Origin of the sequence: Bifidobacterium tsurumiense (assembly GCF_000741765.1) — a bacterium.
GTDB lineage: Bacteria > Actinomycetota > Actinomycetes > Actinomycetales > Bifidobacteriaceae > Bifidobacterium > Bifidobacterium tsurumiense.
The window spans coordinates 1-1709 of the sequence record NZ_JGZU01000023.1; the positions used below are offsets into that span (position 1 = coordinate 1).

Annotated in this window: 1 protein-coding gene; it reads right to left on the bottom strand. The window is 71.9% G+C overall.

What is annotated here, in order from left to right:
* Positions 1-126: 126 nt before the first annotated feature.
* A complete protein-coding gene (locus BITS_RS08580; RefSeq protein WP_026642200.1) occupies positions 127-1614 on the bottom strand; it encodes an SCO6880 family protein in 1488 nt (495 codons plus the stop codon).
* Positions 1615-1709 lie beyond the last annotated feature (95 nt).

Consider the following 1709-nt stretch of genomic DNA (forward strand, 5'->3'; position numbering starts at 1 on the left):
CGGCCGCGCCACGACGGTTTCGCCGGGCCGTGCGCGGGCGCGGCGCGCAACGGTTCGAGATCCGGATCCATCGCCCTCCGCCCCGACSSCTCCCGGTCCCCATGCTCTCCGTTCCTTCCACCCGTGTCATTTCAGCAGCGAACCCAACAGGCTCGGCGGCGCGTACGTCTGCAGGTTCACGCCCAACGGCAGGCTCGCCGCGAACCCGGTGTCCTGCGCCCCGGCGCAGGGACGCAGGTCGATCTTCGCTCCGCCCGCAGCGGACTCGACCGCGCGCGACGCGGCCTCCAGGCGGTTCGCCTCGTCCCCGCCGGCCGCGACCGTCACGGTCACCAGCAGGCCGAAGAACACCATGACCGCGCCCTTGTTGGTCTCCACGGCCTGACGGTCGGCCTTCCCGACCTGGGTCATGCTGCCGACCGTGGCCCGCTTCTCCTGGCCTACCTGCGCGGACGCCTTCACGCGGTTCTGCTCGACCAGGAACGCGGTCCTGTCCGGGCTGAGCATGTGGAACACGACCGTGACCCGCTTGCGGTCGCAGTCCGGCAACGGCTCCAGCAGGCGAGCGAGGTTGCCGCTCGTGACGTTGCTGCGCGGCGGATCGCACATCTCCCACGTCCGGCTGACCCCGGAATCATGCCGATACCAGTCCCATTCCGCGACCGCCGCGACCGGGCCCGCATCCTCCCACGCGACCAAGGGCGGCTCGTCCGACGCCTCCAGGGTCTCCTGGGCGGCCGGATCGTAGCAGGCGCGCGTCATGCGCGCGACCTGGTCGACGTCCAACGGGACCGCGTCCCCTCCCCCGGCCTCCGCTATCCTGCGTCGCACGTCGGGCAGCAGCAGGCTGATCCGCCGCGCCGCCTCCTCGGGCTCCAGGAACCTGCCGCGCGCGTCCATGTACCGGAACGTGATCGTCATGGTCACGTCGTTGCGCGCCCCTCCCGTCGCATACAAATCCATGACCTGCGCCATCGCGCGCGCCGCGAGGTCGGGCGCGTCGGCCACGACGTGGCCGCCGAGCACACGGCGGAAACGCACGCCCGAATCCGGGCTCGTGTCCACCGTGACCGCCATCTGGGTCACGCCCTGCTCGACCGCCAGCGCCTCCATCAGCCTCGCCCACGAGGCCACGAGCGCATCCTCCACGTCGTCGTCCGCCAGGCCCGCGCCCTGCGGGTGGCAGGCGATCGGCAGCGAATACTCGCCGGTATGCCCGTGCCGGATCAGACAGAACGGCCGGCCGAGCCCGTCCACCGCATCCACCAGGCCCACCCGGGACAGGACGCCCGGCAGGGCCGTCTCGCCGCCGGGCACGCATCCCAGGAACCCGGACCGGTACAGGCCGCGACCCGTGCGACGCTGCTCGCGCATGGCGCGCCGTTCCACCATCCGGTCGACGACGTTGCGATGGCGCCGGTCCCGGACCGCGAGCACCGCGATCGCGCCCACGCCGACCACGGCCACGATCACGCCGGCCACCGGACTGAACGTCAATACGAGCAGCGCCATGACCGCCACGCCGAACCCGGCTATCGTCAACGGCATGCCGATGTTGCGGATGCCTCCGGGTATCCGGCGCATCCAATCGCCGTACGTCGTGTTCGACGCCATCAGAACACCTTCCCTTCATGCCTGCCCCTGCGCACCGTGGCGCGGTTCGCCCCATCGGGCGCGCCGCCCGACGCGACCTCGCCGGACGCCCGTCC